Genomic DNA, 7,930 nt, shown 5'->3' on the forward strand with positions numbered 1-7,930 from the left:
GGAGCGGATCGAGGCTCCTCACGTACTCCCCACCATCACCTCCTCCCCCCGAGACGGCGCAGCCCCGCCCTCCCGTCCCCCGAAGTACCGCTCGGCAAGCTCCGCGGCCGGCACATGCCGCACATCCCGGAACCCGCACTCGCGCCCCAACGCCAGCATCTGTTCCGGGGTGAAGAAGCTCAGGAACGGTGTGCCGGCGGCACGAGCGCCCCGCACCGCCACCTCCAACTGCGCGCGCTGCTCCGGCTCCACGTCGTCCACGGGTCGTAGGAACGTGGTGACCAGGGTGGAGCCAGGGGCGAGTCCGGCGACCCGGCGGAACATGGTGGTGATCGCGTCCAGGGTGAGATACATGGTCACGCCGGTCGCGGCCACGACCGCAGGCCGCCCGGGATCGAGCCCGGCGGCGACCAACTGCCCCCACCAGTCCCCCTCGAAGTCGACCGGCACGAACCGCAACCAGTCCGGGAGGTCATACCCGAGCTCCGCCAGCCGCCGCCGCTTCCAGGCCTGAGTGCCAGGCTGCTCGACCTCGAACACCGTTAGTCTCGCGCCGAGTTCGGGCCGCCGCTGAGCGAAGGTGTCAAGGCCCGCGCCGAGGATGACGTACTGCTCCACCCCCTTCCCGGCCTGCTCCTCCACCACGTCCTCGACGAAACGGGCCCGCGCGACGATCGAGGCACGGATCCGCCGCGTGGCCTCGACGTCCATGTCAGGACGCTCACGCCACCCCTCCCCCGGGTCGGCGAGCCGCAGCCCGACCTCGTCCTCGATGACGTGCGGCGCCGGATCGGCCTGGACATGCAGGGCCCGCCACAGCGCAACCCGCACGGCCGTGTGATCCGGCTCGACCTCAGCCACCGCCTGCTCCCTCCCGACTCATCCGAAGTCCTTCGAGAGGTCCAGTTCGGCGCTGCGCTCGGTCAGCGAGTACCAGTTGCCGCTGTCGTCGCGGAAGATCGCCTCGATGCCGTACGGCCGCTCGGTCGGCTCCTGGAGGAACTCGACCCCGCGCGCCTTGAAGCTCGCGTGATCACCGCGGCAGTCGTCGGTGGTGAACGCCCCGGCGCCCAACACCCCCTTGCTGACCAGCTTCTTCAACGCCTCGGCGGACTCGGGGTCGAGACCTGGGCCGTCCAGGCTCATCAGCGTGAGCGCGAGGCCGGGCTGGTTCTTGGCGCCGACGGTGACCCACCGCATGTCGCCCATCGAGATCTCGTCGCGGACCTCGAAGTCGAGTTTCTCGGTGAAGAAGGCCTTGGTGCGCTGCTGGTCGAAGGTCCACACGGTGGCGATGCCCAAGCCTTGGATCATGACTCCGCACTCCTGTCGGGTGAGGCTGCTTCCTGTTGGTCACGGTCACCGTAGACAGGGCGCCCGGCGCGACGCTTCTTCAAAGTTGCGGTGGGGAAACCACCGGCCCAGAGCATCGCGTAGCACCCGGGAATGAGCGCGGCCCCACGTCCGACATGCTCGGCCCGGTACTCGCTCGGCGTCAGCCCGGTCCGCGCCTTGAACCCCGCCGAGAAACTCCCGAGGCTGCTGAAGCCGACCAGATGGCAGATCTCCGTCACCGAGAGATCGGCGCTACGGAGCATCTCCTCGGCCCGCTCGATCCGCCGATGCGTCAGATACTGCCCCGGCGTCTCGCCGTACGCCTCCTTGAAGGCCCGGATGAAGTGGTACCGCGAATACCCGGCATGCGCAGCCACCACCCCCAGATCAAGCTCCGGCTCGGCCCAGTCACGATCCATGGCGTCCTTGCCAAGCCGCAACTGCCGCATTTTGTCCATACGCCGATGGTGGCACGCCCCACTGACATCGACACCGGCCGATCATCCGCCCATCCAGCGTTTGAGGACGAGGCCCCTTCAGAGCCGATCAGGGGCCCGAGGCAAGAGCCCCCCACAGGCCCGCAGCCGCCAACGAAACGGGAGCGGGTCGTGGCGGTACGGCGCAGCCCGCCGCGTACCCGGCACCAACCCGTCCAACCGTGGTGACAAACGGTGGGGCCCGACCAGCGGCGGGCTCGCCGTACCGCCACGACCCCGACCCCACCACTCACCCCCTGCGGGCGCCCACCCACACACCCGCACGCCCACCCACACCCGCACACGCACACGCACACGCACACAAAGAAGGCCCCCCGGGGCGGACACCAACCGGGGGACCTTCAGCTCAGGTCAGCTCAACTCACTGCCGGCGAATCACACGACCTCGACGAGCGACGTCGGCGCCACCGCGTCCGCGCCCTCGCCCGAACCCTCAGCCTTGGGCCCCGCCCCCTTCAGCGGAACCTCCTTCACGAACACCGAAGCCACCACAGCGACCACAGACACCACCGCCCCCAACAGGAACGCGGAGTGAATCCCGGCCGACACCGCGTGCTGGTAGGCCTCCCGCGCCACCGCCGGCAACTTCGCCAGACTCGCCGCGTTCAACGTCGCGGACTGCTCGGTCACCTTGGATCCCAACGCCCCGGCCCGCTCGGCCATGACGTCCTGCACCCGGTTGTTGAACAGCGCCCCCATGATGGCGACACCGAACGACGAACCAAGCGTCCGGGACAACGTGCTCGTAGAGGAAGCGACCCCCATGTCCTTCATCTGCACACTGTTCTGCGCGACCAGCATGGTGATCTGCATCAGACAGCCCATCCCGAGCCCGACGACAGCCATGAACACGCCAGACATGAACCGAGTCGTATCGGTGTCCATGGTCGACAGCAGATACAGCCCGACCGCCATCAGCACACTGCCGACGACCGGAAACACCTTGTACTTACCGGTGTTGGTGGTCACCCGCCCCGCGACCATCGAGGTCACGAGCATCGCCCCGAGCATCGGCAGCAACAGCAACCCGGAGTTCGTAGCGGACGCGCCCTGCACGGACTGCTGGTACAGCGGCAGGAACAGCGTCGCCCCGAACATCACGAACCCGGTGATGAACCCGATGATCGCCATCAGCGTGAAGTTCCGGCTGCGGAAGATGTGCAGCGGTACGACCGGCTCGGCCGCCTTGGTCTGCCAGAACACGAACCCGACGAGCGAGGCCACACCGAGCCCGATCAGTTCCATGATCCGCGCGGACGTCCAGTCGTACTGCGAACCGCCCCACGTGGTGACGAGCACGATCGAGGTGATGCCGACGGTCAGCAGCCCGGCACCCAGGTAGTCGATCCGCGCCTGCGACCGCTTCTTCGGGAGGTGCAGTACGACACTGATCGCGGCGAGCGCGACGACGCCGAGCGGCAGGTTGATGTAGAAGGACCAGCGCCAGCCCCAGTTGTCGGTGATGGTGCCGCCGACCAGCGGTCCGCCGATCATCGCGAGCGCCATGACGCCGGCCATCATGCCCTGGTACTTGCCCCGCTCACGCGGCGGGATGAGGTCGCCGATGATCGCCATGACGCCGACCATCAGACCACCGGCACCGAGACCCTGGATGGCCCGGAACCCGATCAACTGCCCCATGTCCTGCGCCATACCGCTGAGCGCGGAGCCGGCGAGGAAGATCACGATCGAGGTCATGAAGGCGCCCTTGCGCCCGTACATGTCACCGAGCTTGCCCCACAGCGGGGTCGAACTGGCCGTGGCGAGCGTGTAAGCCGTGACAACCCACGACAGATGCTCAAGCCCACCCAGCTCACCGACGATCGTCGGCATGGCAGTGCCCACGATCATGTTGTCGAGCATCGCAAGCATCATGGTGATCATCAGGGCGAGCAGGACAACCCGCACGCTCTTCGGCTGTTTCTCGTTCGCCCCCGAGCCGGCCTCCCCCGAACCGGCCTCCCCCGGAGGCGTGTCCACCGTCTGTGTGTCCGCCATCTTTCCCACTCCCCTTGATACCGCCACCGTTCGGCTACTTACTTGCCGCCCGGCTAGTTGACTACACTCAGGGAAAGTAGACCCGTAACTAGCCGGGCGTCAAGTAAGTTTGCTGGAGCATGAGACGAATGGGCGGCACCATGGACGGCACCAAGCGGCAGCGTCGCGGAGACACCCGCCAGCGCATCCAGGACGTGGCGCTCGAACTCTTCGCCGAGCAGGGCTACGAGAAGACCTCGCTCCGCGAGATCGCCGAGCACCTGGACGTCACGAAGGCGGCGCTCTACTACCACTTCAAGACCAAGGAAGAGATCCTCGTCGGCATCTTCGAGGACCTGACCCGGCCGATCGAGGAACTGATCGAGTGGGGCCGCGGCCAGCCGCACACCCTGGCGACCAAGCAGGAGATCGTACGGCGCTACAGCGACGCGCTCGACGGCGCGACCCCGCTGTTCCGCTTCATGCAGGAGAACCAGGCGACGGTACGGGACCTGCGCATCGGCGAGCGTTTCAAGGAGCGGATGCGCGGCCTGCGGGAGATCATGATCGACCCCGAGGCGAGCCTGGTCGACCAGGTCCGCTCGCTCAGCGCGATCTTCACGCTGCACGCCGGCATGTTCGCCGTGCACGACCTCGAAGGCGACCCCGAGGAGAAGCGCAAGGCCGTCCTGGAGGTCGCCACCGACATGATCACGCAGGCCCACGCGGGCACGAAGCCCGCCCAGGACGAGGCTTAGACGGACACACCCTTGCCGCGCAGGAACGCGACCGGGTCTATGGCCGAGCCGTAGTTGGCGGTCGTCCGGATCTCGAAGTGCAGGTGGGGACCGCTGGAGTTGCCGGTGTTGCCGGACCGGGCGATGTGCTGCCCGGTGCTGACGACCTGGCCGACCTTCACGTCGATGCGCGAGAGGTGGGCGTACTGCGAGTAGGTGCCGTTGCCGTGCTTGATGACGATGGCGTTGCCGTACGCGGCACCGTCACCGGCGCCGTTGCCGCCGGCCTTGACGACGGTCCCGCCGTGCGCGGCGACGACGTTGGTACCGCTGGCCACGGCGAAGTCCTGCCCGCTGTGGGTGGACTGCCACATGCCGCCGGCCTGGGCGAAGCTCGCGGACAGCGTGTACTTCTTCACCGGGTCGACCCAGGAGGCGGCGACCTTCGCACTGACGGCCTTGGGCGCGACGGCCGAGGAGGCAGCGCTCGCGACCCCGGTGCCCAGCACGGCGGTGGCTCCCAGTCCGACGGCCATGACAGCTACCCGGGTGCGGAGCGAAGACGTACGGGAAGAGCGGGACGTGGCGCGCTGGAACATCGAAACCTCACGGGGGACGGGGACAGAAAAACCACCCGGCACACATACGGCCGCCGGATGGCACGTTCATTGGTAACCCCGGACCCCACGGACCCCCAAACCCCCCTTCTACGACGGAACCTAGTACTTCACCCCAAAACTTCACGCTTCTTGACAGAGCACCCATGTATCCCGATTCAGCCCCCTGGAGGGCGAAATCGGTCATTCGGTTCCACGAATCTCAAGAAGAAAATCCCTTTTGCCCCGATCGAGGCGTACGACTACCTCCCCTAGTAGGGGCCGATTCGCCTGTGCGGCTTGTCACCGGCGGGGGCGATCACCGGTACGGGGAATGTGACCGGGACTACCCTGAACCTTCGGCCGAGGGGGAGGGGGACGGCTGTGGACCCGTCAGTAGTCGGTACGAAGTTGGCCGCCGGACTCATCACACCGCTGGTACGCAAACTGTTCGTGTCCGAGGGCCCCGGCGCGGGCCTGGTGGAGCGGCCGGTACGGCTGTCCGCGCTGGTGTCCTTCAAGGGCGAGAAGCGAACTCTCGGCGAGAAGGAGTTACGCAAGCTCGTCCGCGAACTGGTGCACCGCGCGGCCCGCGAAACACGCGAGGCACCCCTGGACACGGCCGAGCTGGAAGCGGTGTCCGACGCCCTCGAACGGACCCTGCACGCCCTCGGCGACCTGGACCTGGACGACGTACAGGCCGTACGCCTGGGCCACGAAGAACTGGCCGCGAGGCTGTCCGCACAGGCAGGAACCGAGGCTCTCCTACGACACCTCAGTGCAGACTCGGCCGCCCTGTTCGGCCATCTCCTGGACAGCGCCTGCCTGCACATCCTGCACTTCTTCACCCAGCGGTCGGCCTTCGTGGCCCGCACCCTCGTCGCCCAGAGCCGCCGCCTCGACGAACTGATCACCCGCACCGCCCTCCTCCTCGAACGCCTGACGTCCCGCACGGCGCAGGACGCCGACTTCGAGGAGCACTACACGCGGTACATCGCGTCGAAGCACAGCAGCCTGACCATCTACGGCATCGATCTCAACGAGTCCTGCGACTGGCCCCTGGACACGGCGTACCTGAGCCTGGAGGCGACGCGGGACGCGGAGCACGAGTTCCGGCCGCTCACGCCGGACGAGGCACTCGCGGCGTTCGGAGACACGAGCGTCACGCTCTCCGAACGCCGGCTGCCGTCCGCCCCACAACCCGTCGAACAGGCGCTGGCCGGCCACGAGCGCGTCCTGCTGCGCGGGGTCGCGGGCTCCGGCAAGACCACGCTCGTCCAGTGGCTCGCCGTGACCACCGCCCGCCAGGACCGGCTCACCGGTCAACTCGCCCACCTGATGGGCCGGTTGCCGTTCGTCCTCCCCCTCCGCACGCTCACCCGGGGCGGCGCCCGACTGCCCGTCGCCGACGACTTCCTGCGCGCGGTGAGCTGCCCGCTCGCCGGCTCCCAGCCGCCCGGCTGGGCGGACCGCGTGCTCACGGCAGGCCGCGGACTCCTGCTGGTGGACGGAATCGACGAGGTCCCGGAACAGGAACGCGCCCGTACCCGACGCTGGTTGGGCGACCTCATCACCGCGTTCCCGGGCAACCTGTGGCTGGTCACCTCGCGCCCCTCCGCCGTACGGACCGACTGGCTCGGCGGCGACGACTTCACCGAACTGACCCTCTCCCCCATGAGCCGCGACAACATCGCGGTCTTCGTCCACCGCTGGCACGAGGCGGCGGGCGCCGATCCGACGATGGCCGAAGCCCTGCTCACCGCGACCCGCACCAAACAAGACCTGGGCCGCCTCGCCACCAACCCCCTGATGTGCGCCCTGATCTGCGCCCTGCACCGCGAACGCCGAGGCTTCCTGCCCCGCGGCCGCAAGGCCCTCTACGACGCGGCCCTCTCGATGCTGCTGGAACGCCGGGACCGGGAACGCGAGTTGACGGTGGAGCTGGACGAGGAGTCCCAGGTCGAGTTGCTCCAACGCCTCGCGTACTGGCTGATCCGCAACGGCCGCGCCGAAATGGACCGCACGGACGCCCTCAACCAACTGGAACGCCTGCTGCCTTCGATGCCGTACGTCTCCGCGCAGGGTTCGGCGGAGGAGATCCTGCGCCAACTGCTCGACCGCTCAGGCCTGTTGCGCGAGCCGGCGGCCGGAGCGGTGGACTTCGTCCATCGCACGTTCCAGGACTATCTGGGGGCGCGGGCTGCCGTGGAGGAGCGGGATTTTGATGTGCTGGTCGAGCATGCGCACTCGGACCAGTGGGAGGACGTCGTCCGGATGGCTGTGGCTCATGCCCGGCCGGATGAACGGGCGCGGATTTTAAGGGGGTTGGTGGGGAGGGGGGATCGGGAGGAGGGGCTTCTGAGACGCCTTCATTTGCTGGCCATGGCTTGTCTGGAGCATGCGGCGAAGTTGGATCCGGGGGTGCGGGACGAAGTTGAGCGGCGGGCGGGGGAGTTGATTCCGCCGCGGAATGCCTACGAGGCGGAGAAACTGGCCGAGTTGGGGCCGATCGTCCTGGAGTTGCTGCCGGGACCGGAAACCCTGACCGACGACCAGACGGCAAGCTACGTCGTCCTCACCGCGTGCCTGATCGGTGGGGATTCCGCACTGCCGTTCCTGGTCCGGTACCGGGACAGCGACAGCAAGATGGTCCGTCGCCGACTGGGCTTTCATTGGGACAAATTCGACACCGAGGCCTACGCGACCGAGATCATCCGGCACCTTCTCGAAACGCCGGACACGGATGTCATGGTCCGCTCGCCCGAAGAACTTGCGGTGCTGAACCGTC

The 7,930-nt window shown here is 67.8% G+C and carries 7 protein-coding genes; 2 read left to right on the forward strand and 5 right to left on the reverse strand.

Annotated elements, in window-relative coordinates:
• Positions 1 to 18: 18 nt before the first annotated feature.
• The 4 genes from SPR02S_RS51875 to SPR02S_RS51890 form a co-directional block, all read right to left on the reverse strand.
• Entirely contained in the window at positions 19 to 861 is an 843-nt protein-coding gene (locus SPR02S_RS51875; protein WP_019064960.1) for a class I SAM-dependent methyltransferase, read from the reverse strand.
• An 18-nt stretch (positions 862 to 879) separates the two neighbouring features.
• Entirely contained in the window at positions 880 to 1,314 is a 435-nt protein-coding gene (locus tag SPR02S_RS51880) for a VOC family protein (RefSeq protein ID WP_019064961.1), read from the reverse strand.
• The gene (locus SPR02S_RS51885) at positions 1,311 to 1,784 is read right to left on the reverse strand and encodes a helix-turn-helix transcriptional regulator (protein WP_019064962.1); all 474 of its coding nucleotides are present in this window, start codon (positions 1,782 to 1,784) and stop codon (positions 1,311 to 1,313) included. Before SPR02S_RS51885 ends, SPR02S_RS51880 begins: the two co-directional genes overlap by 4 nt.
• A 423-nt stretch (positions 1,785 to 2,207) precedes the next feature.
• Positions 2,208 to 3,830: an MDR family MFS transporter gene (locus SPR02S_RS51890; protein ID WP_019064963.1), complete on the reverse strand. Its 1,623-nt coding sequence runs from the start codon at positions 3,828 to 3,830 to the stop codon at positions 2,208 to 2,210.
• A gap of 128 nt (positions 3,831 to 3,958) precedes the next feature.
• Between SPR02S_RS51890 and SPR02S_RS51895 the strand changes: the two genes are divergently transcribed.
• Complete coding sequence (locus SPR02S_RS51895; RefSeq protein WP_019064964.1) at positions 3,959 to 4,567, forward strand: TetR/AcrR family transcriptional regulator; 609 nt, start codon at positions 3,959 to 3,961, stop codon at positions 4,565 to 4,567.
• On the opposite strand, the gene SPR02S_RS51900 is transcribed toward SPR02S_RS51895, so the two are convergent.
• A complete protein-coding gene (locus SPR02S_RS51900) occupies positions 4,564 to 5,145 on the reverse strand; it encodes a M23 family metallopeptidase (protein ID WP_026151685.1) in 582 nt (193 codons plus the stop codon). The two genes, SPR02S_RS51895 and SPR02S_RS51900, sit on opposite strands and share 4 nt — an antisense overlap.
• Before the next feature lie 381 nt (positions 5,146 to 5,526).
• Here SPR02S_RS51900 and SPR02S_RS51905 point away from each other — a divergent pair.
• The coding region (locus SPR02S_RS51905) for an NACHT domain-containing protein (protein WP_019064966.1) at positions 5,527 to 7,930 on the forward strand (2,404 nt) is incomplete at its 3' end.

Origin of the sequence: Streptomyces prunicolor NBRC 13075 (assembly GCF_000367365.1) — a bacterium.
GTDB classification, from domain to species: Bacteria; Actinomycetota; Actinomycetes; order Streptomycetales; family Streptomycetaceae; genus Streptomyces; species Streptomyces prunicolor.

Excerpts from the sequence above, each read along its gene's own strand:
- SPR02S_RS51890 (WP_019064963.1), bottom strand. The coding sequence starts at position 3,830 with ATGGCGGACACACAGACGGTGGACACGCCTCCGGGGGAGGCCGGTTCG.
- SPR02S_RS51880 (WP_019064961.1), bottom strand. The coding sequence starts at position 1,314 with ATGATCCAAGGCTTGGGCATCGCCACCGTGTGGACCTTCGACCAGCAG.
- SPR02S_RS51895 (WP_019064964.1), top strand. The coding sequence starts at position 3,959 with ATGGGCGGCACCATGGACGGCACCAAGCGGCAGCGTCGCGGAGACACC.
- SPR02S_RS51900 (WP_026151685.1), bottom strand. The coding sequence starts at position 5,145 with ATGTTCCAGCGCGCCACGTCCCGCTCTTCCCGTACGTCTTCGCTCCGC.
- SPR02S_RS51885 (WP_019064962.1), bottom strand. The coding sequence starts at position 1,784 with ATGCGGCAGTTGCGGCTTGGCAAGGACGCCATGGATCGTGACTGGGCC.